The organism is Winogradskyella pulchriflava (assembly GCF_042434315.1).
Taxonomy (GTDB): domain Bacteria; phylum Bacteroidota; class Bacteroidia; order Flavobacteriales; family Flavobacteriaceae; genus Winogradskyella; species Winogradskyella pulchriflava.
The window spans coordinates 97,489-122,956 of record NZ_JBHLTQ010000007.1 but is presented as its reverse complement, the minus strand read 5'-3'; the positions used below and the strand labels follow the sequence as shown (position 1 = coordinate 122,956).

14 protein-coding genes are annotated in these 25,468 nt (G+C 34.3%); 6 read left to right on the top strand and 8 right to left on the bottom strand.

The genetic code is table 11. From position 1 onward, the window contains the following. Positions 1 to 42 precede the first annotated feature (42 nt). Positions 43 to 606 (bottom strand): YceI family protein, encoded by a 564-nt coding sequence (locus ACFFGA_RS14105; protein WP_386064972.1) that lies wholly within the window; start codon positions 604 to 606, stop codon positions 43 to 45. A gap of 130 nt (positions 607 to 736) precedes the next feature. On the opposite strand from ACFFGA_RS14105, the gene ACFFGA_RS14100 reads away from it, so the two are divergent. Beyond that, positions 737 to 1,597, top strand: a complete 861-nt coding sequence (locus ACFFGA_RS14100) for a winged helix-turn-helix domain-containing protein (protein ID WP_386064971.1) — start codon at positions 737 to 739, stop codon at positions 1,595 to 1,597. 6 nt (positions 1,598 to 1,603) lie between these two features. Here the strand turns inward: ACFFGA_RS14100 and ACFFGA_RS14095 are convergent, their stop codons facing one another. The 6 genes from ACFFGA_RS14095 to ACFFGA_RS14070 all read right to left on the bottom strand — a co-directional run bounded on the left by ACFFGA_RS14095 (position 1,604) and on the right by ACFFGA_RS14070 (position 17,213). After that, positions 1,604 to 2,593, bottom strand: a complete 990-nt coding sequence (locus ACFFGA_RS14095; RefSeq protein ID WP_386064970.1) for a PorP/SprF family type IX secretion system membrane protein — start codon at positions 2,591 to 2,593, stop codon at positions 1,604 to 1,606. 121 nt (positions 2,594 to 2,714) lie between these two features. Beyond that, entirely contained in the window at positions 2,715 to 10,940 is an 8,226-nt protein-coding gene (locus tag ACFFGA_RS14090) for a T9SS type B sorting domain-containing protein (protein WP_386064969.1), read from the bottom strand. Between the two features lie 65 nt (positions 10,941 to 11,005). Next, positions 11,006 to 13,600 (bottom strand): PorP/SprF family type IX secretion system membrane protein, encoded by a 2,595-nt coding sequence (locus tag ACFFGA_RS14085; protein WP_386064968.1) that lies wholly within the window; start codon positions 13,598 to 13,600, stop codon positions 11,006 to 11,008. 1 nt (position 13,601) lies between these two features. Beyond that, the gene (locus tag ACFFGA_RS14080; protein WP_386064967.1) at positions 13,602 to 15,062 is read right to left on the bottom strand and encodes a T9SS type B sorting domain-containing protein; all 1,461 of its coding nucleotides are present in this window, start codon (positions 15,060 to 15,062) and stop codon (positions 13,602 to 13,604) included. Positions 15,063 to 15,165: 103 nt separating this feature from the next. Next, positions 15,166 to 16,482, bottom strand: a complete 1,317-nt coding sequence (locus ACFFGA_RS14075; RefSeq protein ID WP_386064966.1) for a beta-helix domain-containing protein — start codon at positions 16,480 to 16,482, stop codon at positions 15,166 to 15,168. Between the two features lie 257 nt (positions 16,483 to 16,739). After that, entirely contained in the window at positions 16,740 to 17,213 is a 474-nt protein-coding gene (locus ACFFGA_RS14070) for a hypothetical protein (protein WP_386064965.1), read from the bottom strand. Positions 17,214 to 17,675: 462 nt separating this feature from the next. On the opposite strand from ACFFGA_RS14070, the gene ACFFGA_RS14065 reads away from it, so the two are divergent. Further along, positions 17,676 to 18,269: a hypothetical protein gene (locus ACFFGA_RS14065; protein WP_386064964.1), complete on the top strand. Its 594-nt coding sequence runs from the start codon at positions 17,676 to 17,678 to the stop codon at positions 18,267 to 18,269. Positions 18,270 to 18,474: 205 nt separating this feature from the next. Further along, a complete protein-coding gene (locus tag ACFFGA_RS14060; protein WP_386064963.1) occupies positions 18,475 to 20,214 on the top strand; it encodes a patatin-like phospholipase family protein in 1,740 nt (579 codons plus the stop codon). 9 nt (positions 20,215 to 20,223) lie between these two features. Here ACFFGA_RS14060 and ACFFGA_RS14055 read toward each other — a convergent pair whose 3' ends face one another. Continuing rightward, complete coding sequence (locus ACFFGA_RS14055) at positions 20,224 to 20,976, bottom strand: arylesterase (RefSeq protein WP_386064962.1); 753 nt, start codon at positions 20,974 to 20,976, stop codon at positions 20,224 to 20,226. Positions 20,977 to 21,002: 26 nt separating this feature from the next. On the opposite strand from ACFFGA_RS14055, the gene ACFFGA_RS14050 reads away from it, so the two are divergent. From ACFFGA_RS14050 to ACFFGA_RS14040, 3 genes are all read left to right on the top strand, one after another. Further along, positions 21,003 to 21,692: an ABC transporter ATP-binding protein gene (locus ACFFGA_RS14050; RefSeq protein WP_386064961.1), complete on the top strand. Its 690-nt coding sequence runs from the start codon at positions 21,003 to 21,005 to the stop codon at positions 21,690 to 21,692. Between the two features lie 47 nt (positions 21,693 to 21,739). Further along, complete coding sequence (locus tag ACFFGA_RS14045; protein WP_386065184.1) at positions 21,740 to 24,238, top strand: ABC transporter permease; 2,499 nt, start codon at positions 21,740 to 21,742, stop codon at positions 24,236 to 24,238. Between the two features lie 141 nt (positions 24,239 to 24,379). Continuing rightward, a complete protein-coding gene (locus ACFFGA_RS14040; RefSeq protein WP_386064960.1) occupies positions 24,380 to 25,438 on the top strand; it encodes a serine hydrolase domain-containing protein in 1,059 nt (352 codons plus the stop codon). Positions 25,439 to 25,468: the final 30 nt, after the last annotated feature.

The following is a 25,468-nucleotide window of genomic DNA, read 5'->3' as shown; positions in this document are numbered from 1 at the left end:
TTGTAGTGCTTTAGTAATAACTAATTATTTTTTGTTAGAAGTTTATAAGCTCAATGTCACTTCAAAACCAATACCGTCTGCGATGGCTCCATCCCTTAATTTACTGTTATAATCAATTCCCCAACGTTGTCTGTCTATTTTAAATTTTGTAACCATTTGTCGTGTTTTATAATTGGCTTCCGCATGAAATTCTACAGGCAATGTTATACCTTTTATAGTAAGGTTTGCATAAATTTTCATTTGGTTAGTTTCATAATATTCGACACTTGTAATTACCAATTTTGCTGTTGGAAACTTCTCTACATCAAAAAAATCTTCATTTTTTAAATGATCAACAAGATTGGCTTTTCCTTCATCGCTTTCAATATCCAAACATGTTATAGAATTCATATCTATTATAAATTCACCACCTGTAATAACATCATCTGTTTTTATAAAATAGCCTTCTGTAAAATCTATTGTGCCATTATGCCCTCCAAAATAAAAGGAATACTCGCCAGACCATTTGAGTTCGCTTTTTGAAATGTTGATGTTCAATTTTTCTTGTGCATTTGTACTAATACTTGCTGTAAGCATTAATACTAGTAATACTGTAAGTTTTTTCATTTATATATTTTTAATGATTAATGATGATGTAAAACTAGATACAGCGACAGAAAAGAATGTCAAAAAAGTGTAAAAGAAGTGTCAAACACTTGCAAAATTTAGATGAAATATTAGTTATTTGTAAAACAATATGAAACATAGTACTTCCATTTACTTCATCAAGTCTTTAGTATTTCTGTTATTTCTCATTATAGCTTCTTGTAGCTTTAAGGAAGAAGATTTTTCTGAGCGCACTAAAGTTGCTCTTCGAGATGCTGGTCATAACTTATTATTGAGTAATAGAGATTCTATCTCATTGATATTGCCAGTAAAAGAGTTGAGTCCCAATAAATTTCAGTTATCATTTCATAATTCTTTGGGTTTTGAACCTAACATATTAGTTGAAGCAATAAGTAACAGTTTTGTGAAATCTAATCTTCCTGAACATTATATTGTTGAAGTCATTCAATGCAAGGATAGAGAAGTGGCTTACAGTTATCAAATGACAACTATTTTAGAAAGCACTATAATACCATGTGAGGGTCGTTATTTACCCAATGCCTGTTATTTTATAGAAGTTAATTTTACTGAAAACGTTGCGGCAAACCATAATTTAAGTTTTTTTATTGGTCTTTTTGGAGCTCTAGTGTTTATTGGACTTGTCTTTTGGTGGTATAAAAAGAAAAACAATGCCAAGACAACTATAGATGCCATTAATTATGAAGCTTTAGGGATTTTTAAATTCTATCCTGAACAAAACATACTCATCAAAGAAGCAGAAGAAATCGCTTTGTCTAAAAAAGAATGTGAGCTTCTAGCACTTTTTGTAGAACGACCAAACGAAGTTATTAAACGTGACGAACTTACCAAAAGAGTATGGGAAGATAATGGCGTTTTTGTTGGTCGAAGCTTGGACACCTATATTTCTAAACTTCGTAAAAAACTACAGGCAGATACTTCGATTAAATTGACAAATGTACATGGAGTTGGATATAAATTAGAACTGAACTAATTAATCTTACAACCTATAATAACTCTGACTTGTTCCTCTAGTACAAGGACAATTACTCGCGCTTTGTAATAAGTTTAAACCTATGGTTACAACATGAGTACCAGAATTAAAACTGGATAAATCATTAAATGTTAATTGGTACGAATATGCAAAATAAAGTTTGTTATGCAGGATACCAGCCATTGGCCCAAGATTTAAAGGATTAAAAAACTGGTCATTTAAAAATCGGTATGAGGCACCAATCCAATAATAATCTCCATTTCTGTTAAACTTTCTGTACTTAAAATTGACATCGGTAGCCGATCGTTTATCACTATCAAATAGTTGAAAGAACACTGAAGGTTCAAATTCAACATTCTTATTCTTTTTTGGACTAATAACATAACCAGAGTATATCTGGTAATTGAGTAATAACGAAGGTTCTATGCCACCTGTAAAGTCTTCAATATCTTTAGAAACTAAATTGTTTGCATTAAAACTTAAATAAAATTTGTTCCATCTATATAATATACCAGCATCAAAATTATTATTGTTAACAGCTCTATCTCCGTTGATGGCAGGATCTAGAATAGGTATATCGTAAGTAGTATTAAAATTTTCTATATCAATTCTAAAGGTGTTAATATTATATGAAAGCCCTAAGGATAAATATTGTTTGGATTTCCAATCTAAAATCAGATGATGCGCAAATGACAGTTTTAACCCTTTTTGTCGTGTGTTACCGTTTTTGTCATTATATGCCGAAACACCAATACCTGAACGATTAGAAATTCTAAAATCCGCATAAATAGACTGGTTATCTGGCGCATCTTTAATGCCTACCCATTGTGTTAGTCCGTTAGCTCTAATTTTTAAATTGTCGCCAATACCTGCATAAGTTGGTGAAATCACAAAATCATTATCTGCAAGATATTGTGTCCAAACAGGTAAATTCAATTCCTGACTATAACTGAATGTTACAGTAAGAAATGCTATATATAGAATAATCTTTTTCATGTGTTCAGTTTTATTATTTTTTAGCGGTCACATGGAACATCCATATCATTCTTTTCGTTGATCGATTAAGTTTCATTATAGGATGTTTCATCATAAGTAGGTTTTGTGCATTCTGTTTGGGTTAGCGGTATAATGTAAAATGCCCGACAAACTCTTTGTTTACATTTGGGTCGTTGGTTTTAACTACAAACCAATAATCTCCGGTTGGCAATTCATGACCATTGTAGCGTCCATCCCATACTTCACCAACACGGTAAGTTGCAACTTTACGTCCATAACGGTCAAAGATGTCAAAAGTTAGGTTAGGGTAGTTTTCTACACAGCCTGGTGCCCAAGTATCGTATTCTCCATCACCATTTGGTGTAAACCAGTTTGGAATACATGGACCAACAAATTCTAATTCTATCTGTGCTTCTGCCATACAGCCAGCACTATCAATTACAGTTACAACATAAAGTCCTGTCTCAGTAATAGTATAGATGTTTGTTGTACCATAACTTTCATCATTCATAATAAATTCATATTCACCAGTACCACCAGATGCATTGGCAATAATTTCATTTAATCCACCTTCAGTAAGCGTTAAGGTAATTGGCGTATAACCTTCAATATCAAACAATTCTGTTGTTTGAATACAACCATTGGTATGTCTCACCTCAATATAATGATCTGTTCCTACAGGTACATTGTTAAATACATTACTGGTTTGGTATGTTCCGCCATTGAGAGAATAATCAAACTGTGATAAGTCTGTGTTAGAATCATCAATACTTACTGTAACTGTATTACCTTGAGCGTTGTTTTCACATAGATATTCAATTTCTATTTCTGGATTTATAGCTACTGATTCTGGGAAAGTTATATTCCATTCAGATTCACAGCCTTCAGCATCTCGTATGTAAACAATATGATCTCCACCACTTAAGTTTGTGAAGTCGAACTCAGTTTGTGTAGGATTACCTGTGATATATGGACCGTCATAGTTATCTAAGCTTACACTATACGGTAAGTTTCCACCAGAAATGTCAATACTGAATTCACCATCTTCATCACCTTCACAAGTTTCAGGGAATAACGAATTTGCAACTATAGTTATAATCACTGGTTCTGGGTCGTGAATTGTAAAATTGAAAGTAAGGTAACAACCAAGTTCATCTTGAACAATTAAATCATAATCACCAGGTCCTAAGTTTTCAAAAATATTGCTTTCAAAAAACTGGTTTAGTTGAGGTGAAATAGCATATTTAATGATACCTGTTCCACCAGTAGCAGTTACTTCAACAGAACCATTCTCATTTCCTGCACAAGTAACATCATTTACTGCAATAGTTGCATCTAATTGTGTTGCTGGCTGTGTGATGCTAATTGGTGCTGATGTTGTATTGCAGTCACCACTTTCTACCATTACTATATAATTACCAGCTACAAGTTGCGTAAAATAACCAGGACTATTTTGGGTTGCTGTTATAGGATTTCCACCACCATCTTGAAGCGTATATATATAATCTCCTAATCCACCTTGTGCTGTGGCCAAAATGGATCCTGTATTATCTCCTGCACAATTAATTGTTGGGTTAACAGCGTCTAAATTAATCACCAACTCTGGTAATGGGTCAACTGTAATTTCATTAGAAACATTAGAAATACAACCGTTTGCATCTCTCACATAATACGAATATGTTCCTTCTGATACTGGGAATGTTGTAGATGAACTAAAACTGCCTATTACAGTTGCAAATGTATCTGTATCACTATAAACATAAGGACCAGTTCCACCAGTTGCACTTAGTGTTAAAGTAGATTCTGTTAAACATGTCTGTGTTGAAGTTCTAACTAAATTTGCCTCAATAATCGTAGGGTTTGAAATAACTATATCTAGTGAAGTCATTTCGCAATCAAAACCATCAGTTATGGTAACCGTATAAGTTCCTGCTCCTAAGTCGTTAAAAACATTAGAGGTTTGAGGTCCTGAAGAACTCGCTACAGGTAATATTGTGTTTAATGTATAAACGTAGTTTGTACCTTGTCCACCAGAAACTATGCTCACAGTAATACTTGCATCTTGGTCACCAAAACATGACAGCGTAGTTGTACTAGGTGTAAATGTAGCTGTAATTGGTGTCGGCTCGTTAAGTGTAATAGTTTCAGAAGCTATACAACCTTCAGCATCTCTGACATTTACTGTATAAGTTCCTGCTGATAAATTTGAAAACGAATTATTAGCTGAATAGGCTACGGCAGCATCACCTGTTAACTCATATTCATAACTTCCCCAACCACCATCAGCAATTGCTGTAATTGTACCTTGACTATTGGTACAGGTTACGTTAGAGGTTTCAGAAAGCGAAAGCGTTAAAGCCTCTTGCGGAGAAGAAATAATAACGTTTGATGTGTTGGAACAAAATGGTATTTCAGTTTCTGTAATGACTACTGAGAATGTTCCAGCTTCCATTCCTGTTACGGTTAAAGGATTGGTGGACGTATTAGCATTAACAATTCCTGTAACTGAAGTGTTAGAACTGTCAAAGACTTCATAGGTATAAGCTCCAGAATAATTTGTAATGTTGATGTCGAATGATCCAGTATTATCACCAAAACAGGTTACTGAAGTTGACGATAATTCAAAAGTTGGAAGAACAGCTTCTGGTACTGAAATTGTCACATCCGAAGTACAAGAGGTTACTGTATCGGTTACTGTTACGGTAAAAATACCTGAAGGCACACCAGAAAATACGTTTCCAGCTAAACTTATAGAAGCAGGATTAGGCGAAATACTATAGGTATAAGTACCTGAACCTCCTGAACCAGTTACAGTAATCTCACCATCATCATTATTACATGAAGGTAAAGCTGTAACTTCTGAAGTTAAATCTATAGGCTCACCGATATCAATTGATACTAGATTACCGCAACCGTTGGCATCTTGAATTTCAATCGTATGTGTTCCAGAAAACAAGTTCGAAATTGTAAACGGAGCTGTTTGGGTTTGAAATGTGCCTCCATTAATACTATAGCTGTATGGAGGTGCACTTGGAGTATCCAAAGTAATTTCAATTTCATAATTACCATCTGTAATTTCGCACGTATTGTTTAAAGTTGCTGAAATTGTTGGCTCAGCATCAGTATCTACAATAGTGGCAGGACTTGAAACAATACAACCATAAGCGTCTAAAACATGAATGTAATAGGTTCCTGCATCAACATTAAATACGCTTGCAGCATCCCAACCAGTATCAGTGACTAAAGGTGCTGCAGGAGTTGTTGTGATTTGATATTCATAAGGTGGAGTTCCGTTTTGACCTATAGCGCTTATAAGACCAGAATTTGGATTACAATTGGCATTTTGGTCAACAGAAACAGTTAAGTCTAATTGAACAGATGATTCTAATATTTCAAAAATAGTTGAAGCTGTATTACAACCATTAAATGAACCAGTTCCATTTTCAGTAAAGACAATATAGTATTGACCTGGCGTTAAAGTTCCTGGATTTGGTGTAGTAACGGTTTCTGGCACACCAAAAGTTACAGGTAAATTTGTAGGACCATCGACCAATTGGTTGTCATAAGCCGTATAAATTGAATAATCTACTGAGGTTGTTGTGCTATCAAAATTATCAATAGTAAAGGTCACACTTCCATCAGCTGCTCCTAGACAAGATACATTGTTAGGCTCTACGCTAGAGGTTAGGGTTGAAGCAGGATCTATTGGTGCATCAGCTGATTTTACAAAGTAACAATTGGTTGTTAAATCATGAACCACGAAAGTATAGACCACACCAGGTATTAAATTGGTGAAGGTTCTTGTGTTTCCTCCTGGCATTGTATCAGGAGAATAGTACGTATCTGTATAAGGAATATAATTATATTCTAATATTCCAAATTCGTAATTTCCACTTCCAAGAGCAGATATTGCTGTTACTTCAGCTGTTCCTCCAGAAGTACAATCAGGTACTAACACATTAACGTTAATATCTAAATCAGATGGAGGAGAGGCAATATCAATTTGTTGCGACAAACTACAGCCATTAGCATCAACAACATTTATAGTATACGTTCCGAAGTTGATAATGTTAAAGGTATGATCTTCATTTGATGCTGCATTATAAGGATTTCCAGGAATGGGATCTCCAAAGTTGTTTGTAATGTAGTATGTGAATGGAGCTGTGCCTCCTGTAACATTTTCAACCGAAATTGAACCTAAAGATGAACCTCCTGGATCGTTACAAGTTATATCAACTTTACTTAAATCAAAAGCAATAGCATTAGGTTCTGAAATGGTTACAGTTTCAGTTGCTGTACATGAATTGGCATCTGTTATAGTTATTGTATAAGTTCCTGCAGGTAATCCTGAGGTTTGCGTACCATAATCTGTACTTGTTGTATCATTGTTTACATTAATTGTAAATGGAGGAGTACCAGTTGTATTATCAATAGTTATATCTATAGCTCCATTGGAATCTCCATTACAAAGTATAGGTTGACTTACCACAACAGCACTCAATGCTGGTGGAGAAATAGCGTTAACAGTTATTATAGAAGATTCTGCTGTACAACCATTGGCATCAGTAATTTGAAATTGGTAAGTGCCATCATTTGATGTTGTGTACGTAAATGTTGCACCTGTTGTTCCTAAAGAAGTGTAAGTTCCGCCATTAAAAGAAACTGCATAAGTGAATGGAGAAGTGCCAGTAATTGTTCCTGTGAATTCTGCATCTGGTGTTGCTGTACAATCTAAACCTTCAGTCAATACCACATTAACTGTTGGAGTTGGTATTGGGTCAATGGTATAAGATTCACTATATATACAATTGTTTTCATCTCTTACTTGAAAGGTGTAAGTATCTGCACTTAATCCAGAGAACACATTAGAAGTTTGATATGGTGTTATTGCTGATGCTGGAGCAATTATTTGATATTCTAAAATTCCAGAACCACCTACAGTATTAGTTATTGTAATATCACTTGTGTTCGTTGGACAAGTAATAGGAGAGCTATCAAACTCTAAATCTGTTGGTGGGTTTAATGCATCTATAGCAATTTCATTAGTTATGGTTGTACAATCATTATCATCTCTTATAACGATGGTGTAAGTACCTTGTGTTAATCCTGAAAATATATTACTTGATTGAAATGTTGTACCATCAATACTGTACTCATAAGGTGGTGTGCCTCCTGTAACTCCAGTAACGGTTATTGTTCCATCGCTTGTACATGTATAAGGTGCAGTTAATTGAGCAGCACCATCTATTGCTGTATTTTCAATTATAGTTATCGTTTGTGGATTCGTTGTACAAACCGAAGCGCCTAAAGAATATTGTACTACAACATCATAATCACCAGCCGTAAGTCCTGTAAATACTGATGAATTGAAAAACGTAGCTCCATTGTCTATACTATATTCTACAGCGAATCCATTGGCGTTTGTAACATTAATTGTAATAGTTCCTGTATCACCAGTTCCACCACACAATATATCAGTACTTGTTATGTTGAATTCTGGCTCAGGATTGTCTTCAACTGTAACCGTTGTACTAGCACTACAGTTATTTGAGTCAACAACAGTAATGTCATAAACACCTGGCGCTGTTACTACAACTTCTGGTACTGTTTGGAAATCTGTTGTACTATTTATAAAATAGAAATATGGAGGTGTTCCTCCTTCTGGGTAAATCGTTATTTCTCCATCCGTACATGTTAGCGGAACCGTAAGAGCTGCTGTAACTGTAAGTAGAGGAGGCTCAACTATGGTAACATCTTCAGAGTATAGGCACCCGTTTTCAGTTTCAACCGTAGCTGTATAAGTACCAGGATTTAAATTTTCAAAAACATAGGTGTTTTCTATTATTGGGCCAACAGTATTGACTATAGTTGCGCCTTGACTTAAAGTAAAGGTATATTGAGGATCCACATCATTGGCAGCAAGTTGAATACTTCCTTTATCACCAAAACATAGTGGCTGTGATATTGTTGATGTCGTGGTAAAATCCCTATCTCTAATTAATACGTCTGGAACACCAAAAATACAAGGGTTAGTTGGTACACCAATTTGTCTCACAAAAACACTATATGTTCCAGGTACAGTAACGGTAAATATATTACTGGTTTGGTAATTAACACCATCTATACTAAACTCATAACCTGAAGGCACATCATTTACTATGATACTTCCGTCTGTTGTACAAATTATATCAGTAGATACAACTGTTGGTACTAACAGGTTTTGATATACATTAAAATAAAACTGATTGAAACAGCCGCCAGGATAGTTGATTGTTAAACGAAATTGACCAGATGTATCTGCTAAAAAGTTAGGACCAGTGCCAACTTCATTCCAAGTACAGCCTGGGTCTTCATTAGCACAATCTGGATCTGATACTGCTGCACAGCTTGATTCATCTAACTGCTCCCAAATAATAGAAGTAGAGTCTGAAATATTAGTTTGAATATATCTTGAATCGTCAGCACCACATAAAAATATATTTGGTAATAATTTACCATCATTAGGACATGTTACAACTTCATCTGCATAAGGAATCACAGGATTTGTAGTATTACCACCGAACAGTTGAACATTAAAAACTTGCTCAATAGATTGACATGGAGCAGTAGCGGTATTGAAAGAGTAATAGGTTCCTGTATCAGTTACAGTTATGGTTTGTGTATTCCCAATAATAGGTGTTCCTGTTGGGCTTGTTGACCAAGAGTATGAATCATAACCATTAGCAGCTGTCAATTCTAAACTGTTACCACAAAGAATTTCTTCATAAATAAATTCACAGTCAAGATCCGCTAAGAAGTTAGTAGCTTGTGGTGTCAGTAAACAACCTGTATTGCTATTTACACTTGGATCGTCTGTAATTTGGAATGTAGGGTTATAATACCCATTGTAAGTAGCAAAAGCCTGATTATTAATAATGTTTGAACACGCATCAGCTAATTGGTCGCAACCGTCAACTACTTGTACTTCAATTCTAATTTCATAAACTGGGTCATTTTCTTCAACTAAGGAATCATCGACATCAAAAATTAGTTCACGTGTTACAGGATTGTAACTAGATACTGTAACACCAGGTGGTAAAATTAAATCTGTTGGATGATTATAAATAATGTTTATAGGAAGTACATCTCTAATTTGTAAACTAGTAGCATGATCATTACCTGTATTTTGGAAACCTATAACATAATTTAATGGGGTTCCAAGCCCAACAGTTTGGCCTCCAATATCATTTCCTGCATCATCTTCAACTATTTTTGTGAGTACAATATGTGGTTCAATGATATCAACTGCAAAAGCAAAGAAATATGGGAAATAGGTATCACCGCTAGTTTCTAATCGTATCGTACCAGAAGTAGCATCGTTAGCAATTACAGAGTTCCCAGGATTTGGAACAGCCATTACACCAGTGTCAAAACCTAATGTATTAGCACTATTTGGGACTCTGTTGTTTACAGGTGTTGCATCTAATTGCGTTACGGAACTATTAAAAAAGTTTGTTTGAGGACGATCTGCAGTAGATAGGTTAACTCCATTTAATTTTAATTGATCGCCTAAAATTGGACTATCTCCTTCTAAAACAGCAAAAGCAAAATTTGCTCTTACAGGAGCAGGAGCAGGCACAGTCCTAAAACCACTTACAGGAATGTCTAAAGCTGGATTAGATCCGGGAACACTAATGGCACTAAATCCATCAAAACTTGTAATGGATTTGCCAGGCAGTGTTGGATCTTCATAAACAATAAAAAGTGACCAACCAGCCGACTGTCCAGTTCCGTTATAAGGGCTGAAATTTGCAGTTTCTCCTTCACCAGACGATACGTTTGCAACGGTATATGTTCCTAAGTCTACACCAGAACCAAAACTTGTTACAATGTCTGTAACATCTGCAAAGCATGCATAAGAAAAACTATCTCCACCATCTATAGTGGTACCGTTAGCATCAAATATAACGGTTCCAGTAATGTCATTGTAACCACCTACAGGTCCTTTAAACTTTACGTTAGTGATAGGTTCGCTTCCAGGATTTACAGCTCCCCAATATAAGCCTGCATAAATAATTCTGTAACAATTTGGGTTTGGTATTTCTAAGTCTGAACTTGAAGAACTAAATGTTGATGGATCACCATCAATATCTATATAACGCATATCTACATTATGGTTGTAGATATTACCGTCATTAAAAGCATTGTTGTCGGGCCCAAGAATATTATTTCCAATTAATACAATATCTCCCTTTAAATCTTGATTGAACCTTGGTGTGAAAGGAACATAATTTTGCGCATACGATGCCAGACCAAGGCATAGCGTAAGTACGACTAGTGTAATTCTTGAAAAAGTAGGTTTTTTCATGATACTTTAATTTTTATTCTTGATTATTTCTGGGGCATGAAATAATTAAGAACGGCTTAACTTATTTAATTTTCTATTTTCACGAGGGTCATGTTTTTATTATACGGTCTATTTCCTTTAGCTTCCATAGCTGTAATAGCTTGCTCTATGTTTTCAAACTTATCGTAGTAAATATAGTATTTACTAGTGCTCTTATCATAGAAGAAATCTACATTACTACGTCCTGATGCTACTACTTTAGTAACAAAGCTATTTCGTTTGTTAATATTACTATGCACGGCAATGATTAGGTAATATCCACTGTCGGTATTACTTACATTCTTTAGAATCTTAATGTTGCCACTTTGTATTTCTCCAAAATCAAAATCTTCAGCTGTAAAAGGAGTAGTGGTAAGATCCGTTGTGCGTTTTATGTTTTGCAACATGGCTCTATCTTGTGCATATCTGTCTGATTCATTATCATAAGCAGCACGTTTAATACGTCTTCTTTTCTCAAATTCAGTTGCTACTCTAATAGTTTCTAATTTGCTCTCTAACTGCTCTTTGACTCTTACGCTTGTTAATTGTTCCTCTGTTAATCGTTCTATCTTATTTTTGTAGAAAAGGGTAACTTCATCTAATTCGGTTTCTTTAATTTTTGTTCTTTGTTCGTAAAGTGTTTTTAATTCTTCAATCTTTTCATTTCTAGAATTAATAACTTTATCTAAATCAACTTTAATAGCTTTTAGGGCATTGTTTTCTGCAGTTATACTTTTAAAAGGTCTAGGTTGTACTGCAATACCTTGTTCGCTAAGATCATTTTCTTCTTTTAAATCTTTTAGATCTTTATTTTTAATTTCAACTATATTGTCAAACTGCTCTAATAGTTTATTTTGAGCTGCTTTTGCGCTTTCTGCTTCTTTAGTAATCTCAAGCATTGATTTACCAATCTCGTCAGTAGGATTAGGGAATAATTCATCCGTAGATTTAGCCTCAGCTTCTTCCTTAGCTTTTTGCTCCGCTAATAGTTGCGCTTGCGATTCAGCCTCCTCTTTAGCCTTTTGTTCTGCCAATTGTCTAGCTTGTGCTTCAGCTTCGGCTTTAGCACGTAATGCTTCTTCTTCCTTAGCTTTCTGCTCTGCTAATAATTGAGCCTGAGCTTCAGCCTCTTTCTGTGCTTGTTGCTCTGCTATAAGTTTAGCTTGTGCTTCAGCTTCATCTTTTGCTTTTTGTTCCGCTAATGCTTTAGCACGTAATGCTGCTGCTTCCTTAGCTTTCTGCTCAGCTAATAATTGTGCCTGAGCTTCAGCTTCTTGTTGTGCTTGTTGCTCTGCTAAAAGTTTAGCTCTTTCTTCAGCTTCTTCTTTAGCCTTTTGCTCTGCTAATTGTTTGGCTTTTGCATCAGCCTCCTCTTTTGCTTTTTTCTCAGCTAGTAACTTAGCTCTTGTTTCTGCTAATTCTTTTGCTTTTTGTTCTGCAATTAACTTAGCTTGTGCTTCAGCTTCTTTTTTAGCTCTTTCTTCTGCTAACTGTTTTGCCTTTTCTTCGGCTTCTTGTTGTGCTTTTGCTTTTGCTTCCGCAAGTGCGTTGGCCTCAGCTTCTTCTTTAGCTTTTAACTCTTCTTCCTTTGCCAATTTAGCTTGTTCTCTACGTTCTGCCGCTCGTTGTCTGATACCAGCAAGTTCTTCTTCTGAAGCTTCAACAATAGGTTTTTTCCTTTTCTTAGTAAATAAGCCACTCACTGTTTCATCTCCACTATAATCAAATTTCTTTTTAGAGATAAACCTGTAAGCCAATGTTATTTCATGTGATGGTCCAAATTCAACCATCTCACCAATTGCTTTTTCTACATTATACTCTAATGCAATATTTTTTGTGACATTTAAGCCCAAGCCACCAGATACTCCATAACGATTATTATATCCGAGTTGAAACCAAATACCTTTTGGTACGTTAAGTGATGCAATAGCTGAAATAATAGTTTCGTCTTTTCTAAATTCTGACATGACAATTCCTGAAAACTTAGTTTTTTCAAAAAAACCACGTCCATCAAAATAGCCAGTATGCATAACATGCGCTTGAATACTTTGTTTAGGATCATCTTCAATCATTGCAGATGTCTCAATATTATAAAGCACAAGATTATTTATGGATACACCAAAATCTATAAATTTTGTTCCGTAATTAATTCCTGGGTTTACAGTAAGCAAAAAGTTTTCTGGTACATTTTGTAAAGATGGATCATCAAAGTTAGTGACCACATTAGAGGTATTAACACCACTTTTATATGCACCTACGTTAAGACCAAAAGTAAGGTTAGTATCTTGTCTAAGCTTAACGTTATAGGCAAAGTTTAACAAGCCTCCAAAGGTTGTTAAAACCCCATAATTTTGTTGAAATACGGCTAAACCAGCACCAATGTTTTCTGAAAAACGCCCAGAGTAGCTACCTAAAAATGTTTCTGGTGCATTTTCAAATTGCACCCATTCTCTCTTGTTGTTGAAGCTAATGTATTTGTTTTGCTCTCTTACAAAGCTAAACGTTGGGTTAATGGAATAACGGTTAAATACTAAAGAATTTCTTATTGGTAAATCAAAAGAAACCACACCATCCTCCTCCTGTGACCAGATGAACTGGACAGAACAGAATATTATTACGAGGATCAGAAGAGGTGTTTTCATATCATTTAACAATAGTTATTGATCCCTTTTTAACTTTACCATCACTGGTTGTGATGATATAATAATATAATTGATTGACGCTTATAAGATTTAAATCATTCTCTGGCCAATTATTTTGATAGTCTATAGTTTGAAAAACAACTTTACCTTGTTCATTTAAAATCACAATTTCTGTGTTAGTACCTGTTGTGTATTGCAATGGCAATACCCAAGTATCATTGGTGAAATCACCATTTGGGCTAATAACATTAGGAATCTTATCTACATCTGGAAAAGGATCAATGCCTTCTTCAATAGAAAATTGATAAGATTTTGAAGCATTACATCCTGAGGTTTCAGTAATCACAACTTCATAATCACCAAACTCAGAAGCTTCAAAAGTATTTTGAGTTTCATTGGTTAATAATTGATTGTTATAGTACCAGAAATATTCTGGGTTTGTTGCATTTGTGGTAACTGTAACAGTAAGTGTTTCACCTGCCAACATATTGTTGGCTTCGTCAACATTGATTTCACTTTCAAAAAGTTCACTCACTAAATCTATTGAGCCTATTGCGGAACAATCTCCCAAGTCCACTTGAACTGAAAATATACCAGACTCATCAGTTTGGTACATTTGATTTGTGGCATCAGGAATCATAATTCCGTCTTTAAACCATTGGTAACTAATGCCTCCAATAGTGCTAAGCGTTGTCATACCTTGTTCCGGACAATAAGGATTCCCTAAGCTCGAAGCGATAGTGGCATTGGCTTGCCCAGATACTGCTTCGCTAATTGTAACACGGTTAGAAAATGAATTTGAGGTACAACTACCATAATTGGTTTCAACAAAATATGTACCTTCCTCACTAACTGTTAGGGAATTCCCTTCTGCAACAAATACTGAAGTTGTAGGGCTTGTTTCCTTATACCAATTAAATGTTAGGGAAGGGTAGTTGAGTGGAGAATCGTTGTTGCCATTACCTGGATTATCAATAGCAAGTAAATAACTTCCACCTGTACAATAGGCACCAGTAGAAACTAAATTATTAATTGTAAATGGTGAATCTTGTAGTTTGTAATATGCCGCAAAAGCAACTGAAGCTGTACTTGTAGCCGCAGGTGAACTACTTTTTATACGGATTTTATAATTTTCGCCAGCCGTATCTTCTGGTAGTGAAAAATTAAGTGTAGCTGGAGAATCTGTTACCCATCCTGGTGAAGATGTATAAACTACTGTTGCATTCGAAAAATCGCCATTTGCATCTGATAATTCTATAGTAAATTGATTAGAAGCATTTAATGCAGACTCAGGGGAGAATACAAAAGTTACATCATAAGAGTTGAACGCATCACTAGCACAAGCTTGGCTAAAACCTAAGTTTGGAGTGCCAATAACCAATTGAGCATAGACTTCTCCATGAAATACAAAGGCAATAAAGCATAGTATAAGATAAAATCTATTTGATTTAGTAGTTAGCATTTTTGTTAGGTGTAATTCTTTAATCTATAAGCGTTTATAATTTGTTATCTCAATAGCAAATTGATAGTTATTTACTTTTATTAAAATTTAATGTATTGCGGTTTTAGTCGTCATCATCATCAATAAAATCGTTTGAAGCAATAATTCTATTTACTTGAAGTCTAAAGTCTGGATTTCTACTGCTTTTAGCATCAATAAATGTTTCTGAATCAGAACCTCGAGCATATAAATTATCAAAAGCTCTACTTCCGTACCAACTTTCTAAATCATCATTATTTGTATAGCCACTTCTGTAGATATTACCTTTACAGTTATTAAAATAAGTTCTTGTAAATTGAATCTTTTCAAGGTTTTGGTTGTTCAATTGAATGTTATTATCTAAGATTACTGCAGGATAGAAGCCTGAAATAACACTCTTATTTATTGAAAAAGATACATCTGCACCAACGTAAATAGCTTCTTGCACCAATCCAACGTTTATGTCAGACCTTAAATCTTCAGAAATATTAACCAAGGTTAAATTTTCAGCATTAACAAAAGTTTGTTTTTTGGTAGTATCTGCCTCTTCTTTTTCATTGTATGATTTTACTACTAAACATCTCGATCCATCAGCACTTGAAATATATGGAGTCCTAATAGCAAGAGAGTTAATCAATTGGCATTGCGTACCATAGTTGAATTCATAATCGTTTCTACTAGATCTATAAGACACAGCTTTTTCTAGTATAGCATTACCACCTAATATATTGAATGAATTACCTGCACAATAACTTACCATTACATTTTCAACAATGGTTTTATTACCAATACCTGCTAATGTAACTCCGTTAAGGTAACCGTGAGCTTTAGTTCTTTTACCAGCAAATTCTACTCTTACATATTTTAAGATACCAGAATTGCTCTCTACGTTATCACCACCATAAGAAATGTGTTCGGTAGAAGATGTTTTTAATCCGTAGTTTAGAGATGCTACTTCTCCAAAAATATTTAAAGGAGCATCGCCTAGAATAAATAATCCAGCCCAATCACCTTGTTTTTTACTTCCTCTGTTTGAAGTGAATACAATAGGATCTGTCTGCGTACCTTTTGCAATGATTTTAGATCCTTTACTAATGGTAAGCGATCCTTTGGTTTTAAAATCGCCCATGATAACTGTACCAGGTTCAATGGTAAGTGTAGCATTGTTAGTAACGAAAACATCACCTAAAAGAAGGTAGGTATCGCGTTTGTATAATTTGGTGTCTGATGATATATTACCACTTAAAATTTGTGTAGGCTCACCATATTTAGCTGTACTAGGTTTAAACTCAGTCCAAGCATTCAGCCAATTGTCATAACCAATTATTCCTTTTTCTTGCTGTGCCAGACCATTGGAGCACACCAATAAAAATACAAGAGCGGTTTGAATAAAATTTTTCATAGTAGTTAATTCAATTATTTTAGATAAAAATTATTAGATCTATGACTACCAAACATAGCCATTGAACCTATGAAACACAAATATTATCGACGAAATACATAATATATTACAAATATTATTAATTTTCCTACAAAATTAACATTTATATGTCAAGTTTTTATAGTTTTAATAACAGGCTGTAAATCATATACTTGGTTATTGTGTCTTAAAAGAGCTCGACAATTATTGCCGATATAAAGAACATATATTCTATAAAATTAATCCTCTTTAAAATCGTTATAAGTATGTAAAGATTTTAATGTTGCTTCATAAAATAATATAGCAGCAATAAGGTCATTGGTATCAGAATAAGGTAAAATTTTCTTCTGAAACTCAATAGTGCTATCAAAATAATCATCTGAAGCTTCAATATTGTCTTCTAAAGCATTAACATTATCTTTAGTTTCAGGAATCCCCAAGTCTTCCATAGTTACCCCAGGCTTGGTAGCGAAAGCAATATTTGGCAGAATATTCACAATTACTCTTATGCGTTCTATATATAGATCCAGTAATTCGCCTTTTGTCATATCATCTAACTGTTCACGACTATGGTATTTTGATATATTTACCTTGCCACTGATGATACTCTGTGATTCATTTTTTTTCTTCTTGATAACTTTTTTTTCTTGAGCATGACCCATGCTCATCATTATAAAAAAAATGGCACCAAATAAAGTAAGTTTTGTTTTCATATTTTATGTGTTTGATTTGGACTAATGAAGACAAATCTATATAAATTTATAAGAAAAACAAGTAAAATTCATCATTTTTTCCTTAAAAATTTTAACACTTTAAATGCAAAAAACATGGATTAAGTGCGTAAATAGTGGATAAAATGCATATTTTATCGATGAAATACACAGTGCTAATTTTTGGGTTTTGAGTTGAAATTTTAACATAATTTATAACGAAATTAGTCGAAAAAATCAGTTTTGAAACTACGAAAATGAGGTAAATTTTTGACAAAAAAACCGTGAATATGACTCCAAAAAATTTGACTCTAATACTACTTTTTCTTTAAAATTATCTATGTAGTTTACCGAAGAATTTGGTTAGCTTTTTCATTTAGTCGTACAATTGTATCCTTTTATATAGTTTTTAAGGATAGTACTGAGATTTGAAGCATTTTTGGTGTAACCCAAATCTTTAGTACTATGAAAAATCTAATCATTACTTTATTTTTAGTTTGTTTTTACAGCGTTATTAATCCAATTTCTGCACAAGAAGTTTCAAATAATCCTATACATGATCGTGCTGAAAACCAGTTAAGTAATACAGATACAATACCAGACTACAGATCTAAAACTAATAAATTAATACTAAGTGGTATAGTCTATCAAAGCGATGGTGTAACACCAGCTAAGGATGTTATTCTATATATAGAGCAACCTGATGAAGATGGTGATTTTGACCTTAGAAGAACAGGTGATGAACGTTATGTGTTTCATAGAAGTTGGGTAAAGACTGATGCGGATGGAAAATATACATTTTACACCTTTGTACCAGGTAACGACAGACGTTACAACCAGTTACAACAAATTTTTCCGCTAATTAAAGCCCCTTCAAAGGAAGCATACGAGTTGCAATCATTTATTTTTAATGACGACCCATTATTAACTAAAAGATGTCGTAAACGCTTAACTAAAAGCGAACAAACAGATAGAATTCTAACTACAAAAGAAGAAAACGGTACCCTTGTGGCTAATAAGGATATTGTATTAACAGATTATACTGAACCGAATATATAATTACGTTATATACTTTATATAACCATTAAAAATCCTGAATGTTCATTCAGGATTTTTTTGTTTTTAAACTTTTACCATCCTTATATTTCTTAAAAAGTTTTACCTTTAACTATCCCTTAATAATTCCTTGTTATTAATCTTGTTGACGTATTGCATAGCCATAAAGGTTATGCCTCATTGTTATATAAAAAGAAAAAAAAACACTATGTCTCAGTCCAATACATTTCATTTAGGCTTAACTATGGCTGGTGCAGTTTCTGCTGGAGCATACACAGCTGGTTTTATGGATTACATTTTAGAAGCATTATCAGAGTGGGAAAAAGCTAAGCAGTTAAATAACGACTTTATTCCCAATCATAATGTTGTCATTGATGCTATTGGAGGTGCATCTGCAGGTGGTATGGTAAGCATGATTACCACGCTGGCACTTTGTGATGGAAACTTAAAACCCGTAAAAGAAAGAGCAAATACCAAAACAGGAAACGTTCTGTATGATAGTTGGGTGTTTTTAGATGATGACGATAGTCTATACGACGGTAGAGGTAAAGGGGAGACCACTTTTAAGAAAATGCTTTCCAATTCAGACCTTGATAATAAAAAAGGTGCACCTTCATTACTAAATTCTAAACCAATAGACAGGATAGCGGAAAGTGTTTTTGAAAAGCTTCCAAGTAATTGGGATACTAATAATTTACCAAATTATGTTTCTGACGATTTGCGAGTATTGTTAACCATCACCAGCTTAAGACCATTAGATTATAAGGTAGGATTAAGTCGATTAAAATCTAAGTTTTTAAAGACTATTCCGCCTTCACATCGTATTAGTAATCATGATATTGTTGCTCATTTTAAGCTTAACTACGATGATAGTAATTTAGATGATGTAGAAAACTACTTGCCGTTTAGACCAGTTTCTAAACCTGGAGTATCTAGCAACAAAGATTTTTTAATTAAGGTTACAAAGGCTACTGGAGCATTTCCGGTAGGTTTATCTCCGCGCTATTTTAAAAATGAATTTACCAAAACCTATGTACAGAATAGCTTAAGTAAGCGCAAAAGATTTACTGCCAATATGGATATTGATTTTGACGCTATAGATTCTGACGATTTTGATTTTACAGCAGTAGATGGAGGTGCTATAAATAATGAACCTTTTGATGAAGTTTTACGCTGCCTAAAATCCAATCATGGAAATATTAATGCCAAAAACCCTAAGTATGGCACAATAATGATAGATCCTTTTCCAAATTTTAAAGATGAGGCTTCAGATGAAAAACCAAATAGAGAAGTAAAGAGTATTTTGGATATCGTTGGTCATCTTGTACCTACAATTCTTAATCAAGCGCGTAACAAGCAATCAGATACTTATGGTACTGATTTGTTCAAACTAATGGCTTACCCTCTTAAATATAAGGAATTAGGAAATTTAACTGAAGAATTAAAATATCCTTTGGCAACAGGAGCCATTGGTGGTTTTGGTGGCTTTTTAGATATAAAGTTTAGGCAACACGATTTCTTTTTGGGACGTAAGAATGCTAAGAATTTTTTACGAGGTTTTCTTTTCTTGGAATATATTCCAGATGATCCCAAAAATCTTTTCTATGGAGTAAGTGCTGAAGCTGTAGAAAAATTTAAAAAAGAGGATAATGGCAAAATCTATATGCCTATTATACCAGATGTTAGCAAATTAGATCCTAATGATGAGCCCAATCCATCAAAGTATATAATGCAAGAGATGCCTGAGTTTGATGCTAAAGCTTTTTCAGAGTTAAAAACTCCAATAAAAAATCGAGTAAAAGCGATTTTAAAGGCAGAGCTAAAGGGGAAAATTGACAATTGGTGGTTACGACAAGCTATTGGATTATTTAGAGGTTCTATAGCTAAAAAAATCACGAATTGGGTTGTCGATACTATTGAAAAGGATTTTAGAAAACGTGGAATGTAATTGATTTTATCATTTTAAATCCACTAAAGGCTTCAAATATTCCCAAACGGTATTGGCAATAATTTTGTGACCTTCAATAGTAGGATGAATGCCATCATTTTGATTGAGTTCAGCAATACCACCAACATCTTTTAAAATAAAAGGGATAAATACAACCTCGTTAATTTTAGCCAGTTCAGCATACATTTTTCTAAATTCGGAAGTATAATCCTGACCCATATTTGGTGGCAGTTCCATTCCTGCTAATATGATTTTTATACTTGGATCTTTTTTCTTTACGGCATCAATAATAGTTTGTAAATTGTTTCGTGTTTCAGATAAAGGCACACCACGTAAACCATCATTAGCACCTAATTCTAAAAGAAAGATTTCTATATCCTGATTTAATATCCAGCCAATCCGACTTCTACCACCTGCAGAAGTTTCACCACTAACACCAGAATTAACAACCGTATAATTCAAGTCTAGAGAATCTATCTTTTGCTGAACTACTGCTGGATAAGCATCGTCTGTTGTGTCTAAACCATAACCTGCTGTAATACTGTCTCCAAAAAAGAGAATTGTTTTAGTTGCAGAAGTATTGGTGTTTTTGGTTTCTTCAGAAACTACTTCATTACTATTCTCTGTATTTTGTTTTTTGTTATTGTCTCCACAGGATACTATGAATAGGCAAAGCACCATAAAATAACAAAACTTTAAGATTTTATGCGATAGAGAATTTAGAAGAATTGAAACCAATTGATTATTTTGAGCCTTATTCATAAATGAAGCAATAAATTAAACGATTTATGTCAAAGATATTAAAGATTAATGGTCTTGAAAAAACATATACAAGCGGTAACAAACAATTAACAGTATTACAAAATATTAGTTTTGATGTGGAAAAAGGGCAGACCTTTTCTATCATTGGACCTTCAGGTAGTGGAAAAACCACTTTATTGGGTATTTGTGCTGGGCTAGACACTCCTAATGCAGGAAGTGTTGAGTTATGCGGCCATGATCTCAGCACCTTAAGTGAAGATGAACGTGCCCAATTACGAAATAGGGAAGTGGGTTTTATATTTCAAAACTTTCAGTTATTGCCAACACTTACAGCATTAGAAAATGTTAGTGTTCCGTTAGAACTTCAAGGTGCAAAGCATGCCTCAAAACGTGGTATGGAACTCTTAGAACAGGTTGGATTAGCGGATCGTTTTCATCATTATCCTTCACAACTTTCTGGAGGTGAACAACAACGTGTGGCTTTAGCTAGAGCATTTTCTAATTCTCCTTCTATTTTATTTGCTGATGAGCCAACTGGTAATCTAGATGAAGAAACCGGAGAAAAAGTGATTAAGTTGTTATTCGATTTAAACAAAGCATCTAATACGACTTTGGTTATAGTCTCTCACGATTTAGATTTAGCAAACCGTACCCAACAAATCCTTCGATTAAAAGGTGGAAAAATAATAACTAATCAACCTACTGCTGCACATTGAATTCACAACCATTAAAATCAAAAACCAATTTGCCATGGCTCTTTAAGATGGCATGGAGAGATGCTAAGGCTAGTCGCGTGCGCTTGGTATTGTTTATGGCATCTATCGTTTTAGGCATTGCTGCTGTAGTATCCATTCAGTTATTCCGGGATAATCTTCAGGATAATATTCAACAACAATCCAAGTCCTTAATGGGAGCGGATTATCTTATTGATATTAACGAAACTCCTAATGAACGTGCGCAAGCCATTATCGATTCTTTAAAACCTGTGGCTACCGAAGTTAATTTTGTATCGATGATTGCCTTTCCAAAAAATGGAGGTACAAAGTTGGTGCGTGTTAGAGGACTGGAAGGTACATTTCCTATTTATGGAAAAATGAAAACCCAACCAGAGGATGCCACAACATCGTATCAAGAAGATCAAGGTGCTTTGGTCGATGCAACCTTAATGCTTCAATATAATATTGTACCAGGAGATTCCATTAAAGTAGGCCAATTAACCTTACCAATTATTGGCGCATTAAACAGTTTACCTGGTAGCTCTGCAGTAATGTCTTCTGTGGCTCCACCAGTGGTCATACCTTATGGTTTGGTGCCAAAAACCGAATTGCTTCAATTTGGAAGTCGAAAAGAATACCAATACTATTATAAAGCTGATGCACAAACAGATTTGGAGCAATTGGAAGATGTTTTAGAACCCATGCTTGATGCTGAAAATGCAGATTTAGATACACATACAAGCACGAGCAGACGTTTAGGTCGTCGTTATGAGAATATGGGCAAGTTCTTAAATCTTGTGGCATTTATTGCTTTACTTTTAGGTTGTGTTGGCATTGCGAGTTCGGTACATATTTACATTAGGGAAAAACTGAAACATATTGCAGTTTTAAAATGTTTGGGTGCTTCAAGACGTCAAAGTTTTTTAATTTATCTCATTCAAATTGCTGGAATTGGTATCATAGGAGGTTGTATTGGAGGCCTTATTGGTATTGGTATTCAGGAATCCTTTCCGTATATCTTAAAGGAATTTTTGCCTTTTGATGTTACTATATCTATTACAGCTCAACCTATTATAATGGGTATTGTACTTGGGTTTTTAATGGCTGTATTGTTTGCATTATTATCGTTATTAAACACATGGTATGTATCTCCGCTTTCAGCATTGCGCATCAGTGATGATAACAATGCCATACAGCCCAAGTTAGCTAGGTTTGCTGTTTTTGGTGCTATCATTTTATTCTTGTTTTTGTTTTCGTATTGGCTACTGAGACATGTGCCTTATGCCATTGCTTTTGTAGTTGGTGTGCTCATCACCTTTGCTATACTCGCTGGAATAGCAAAATTAACCATGCGCATGATAAAAGTGTGGTTTCCAAAGTCTTTGGGATATACGACACGTCAGAGTTTATTAAACCTGTTTAGACCAAATAATCAGACTTTGGTGTTAATCGTAGCCATAGGTTTAGGAACATTTTTAATTAGTACGTTATATTTTACTAAAGATATTTTACTGTCTAAAACCGAAGTTGGTAATACGGCACAATCTGCCAATATCATTTTATTAGATGTTCAACCAGAGCAAGGTGTTGCCATTAGTAAAACTATTACAGATAATAACTTAGAGGTTATTAATAATATTCCATTAGTAACCATGCGTATACATAGCGTTAAAGGTTTAGTTTCTAATGTTGCTGAGCAAGATAGTACTGTGCATATAAGGCGTTGGGTGTATAATCATGAATTCAGAACAACATATCGAGATAGTTTGATTGCTTCCGAAGAAATTCTAGAAGGGGAGTGGACACCAAAAGTAGCATCTGGTGATGTGATACCAATTTCCATTTCAGATAATCTTGCTGAAGATGCTCAGGTAAGAGTAGGAGATCCTATTGTATTTAATGTGCAAGGTGTGCTTATGGAAACCGTTGTTGGCAGTATTCGTATGGTAGATTGGGGACAATTACAGCTTAATTTTTCCATTGTCTTCCCAAAAGGTGTTTTAGAAAATGCACCACAGTTTAATGTCTTAACCACAAACGCGCCTAATGAAGCCAGTTCGGCAGATTTACAACGCGATGTAGTAGCGAATTATCCAAATGTAACGGTTATAGATTTAAGACAAGTCTATACGATTGTCGAGGATATATTAAGCAAGGTAACTTGGATCATCAATTTTATGGCATTCTTTAGTATCTTAACTGGGATTATCGTTTTAATTGGTTCTGTTAGAACCAGTAAATATCAGCGAATTAAGGAAAGTGTTTTACTAAGAACCTTAGGTGCTAAAAACAAGCAAATTCTCAAAATTTCGGCTTTAGAATACGTATTGTTGGGTCTTATCGGTAGTTTGGTAGGCATTATATTGGCATTACTAAGTGCCATGTTGTTGGCAGTTTTTGTATTTAATGAACCGTTTGTACCTTCCGTTGTTCCATTTTTAGTGTTTTTACCAGTAATTTCACTTTTGGTCTTAGGCATTGGACTCAGCAATATTCGAGGTGTGTTACAAAGTTCTCCTTTGGAAGTGTTACGACGTGAGGTTTAACAAAAACTCTATTATTTACTTATAAAAGGATAATTTAACCAATTCATCCCTAATATTTTACAGTTCGGTAAGTCATAATTTGTTATTGTTTTAATCTAAAAGATATTTGTACTATAATTGACATTAGTACACCATCAAAAAATGAAAAACAACAAAAAGAAGACATCAAAAGGCAAACAGATTTTTAGAATTGTATTATTTGTTGGGACATTTATATCCTTATGGTTTATTCCATGGATTTTAGTTAAGGCTTGGATACTGCCATTGCCAGATACGGTTCAAGAGCAAGTGGACCAAACTTTGAGTTATGGTTTTGATGGTGTCATTGTCTATGTAGATGAAGCCGGAAAACCACCAGCCTTTTACACAGCTGGCTATCATAATAAAGAAGAGAAAATACCAGCCAAACCAAATGCCTTATTCAAAATAGCGAGTATTAGCAAGCTGTATGTTGCAGTTGCTATCACTAAATTAGCCAATGAAAATCATATTTCTTTAGATAAAACAGTAGCGGATTATTTCCCAGAACTCGTAGGAAGAATTGAACATGCAGACAAGATCACTTTGCGAATGCTAGTGCAACATCGTAGTGGTATTCCTAATTTTACAGACAATCCAGACTTTTGGAAAAATCAACCTAACACAAATATCGACGTGCTTAAATATGCACTCGATTTACCAGCCAACTTTGAACCTAACGAAGATTATGGCTATTCCAATACCAATTATTTATTGCTTTCGAGAATTATTGAGCAAGTTACAGTAGGCTCTCGTCAAGAGTATTTTAAAACCAAAATTCTAATACCTCTTGGACTAAAAAATACGTTTGGTTCTCTAGATGAAGTAAAACATCTAGACGATGTTATGAGCGGTTATTATGTTGGCATTGACAAAGACTTCAAAAACGAAAATAACGGCATGATGATAGCTACTGCTGAAGATGTTGGCATCTTTTTAAGAGCTCTAAACGATGGTACATTACTCAATGAAAATGAAATGAAACTCTACAGTTCACTTTATGAGTTTAATCATGGTGGATTAGCTCCTGGCTACCAATGTATGGCAGAATACCATAAAGATATTGATGCTGTTGTTATTCAATTTATGAATACAACCGATTTTGAAGGCTACCAATGGAATTTATTAGAAATAACACATAGTCGTGTTGTAAAGATTTTGCGTAAATCAAAGGGTTTATAATGCATTGTGAAACAATCGTTTTAGTTTATC